At 64.6% G+C, this 288-nt stretch carries 1 pseudogene; it reads left to right on the top strand.

Annotation, left to right across the window (positions count from 1 at the left end):
• Positions 1 to 288: pseudogene (locus tag ACZIRK_RS45625) on the top strand (hypothetical protein); the annotation flags it as partial.

The raw sequence follows: 288 nt of genomic DNA, 5'->3' as shown, positions 1-288 counted from the left end.
GCGCAAGAACGACACCCATGCGAGTACCAGCGATCCAAACAGCAGGCTTTACCGCAAGGCGGCCGGGCGGGAGGCGAAGCTCTGCTATATGGGCCATGCCACAATGGAGAACCGGCATGGGCTGGCGGTGGCCGGCATGGTTACACGTGCCGATGGCACCGCCGAACGCCGCGCCTCGGAGATCATGCTGAAGGCCCAAGGCAAAGCCGCCGGCCACCGCATCACGGCCGGCGAGGACAAGGCGTACGATACCGCCGATCACGTGGCCAATCTTCGTGCCATCAACGT

Source organism: Bradyrhizobium sp. Leo114 (assembly GCF_055229415.2).
Note: the sequence above shows the minus strand (reverse complement) of the source record. Positions and strands in the feature narration are given on the sequence as shown.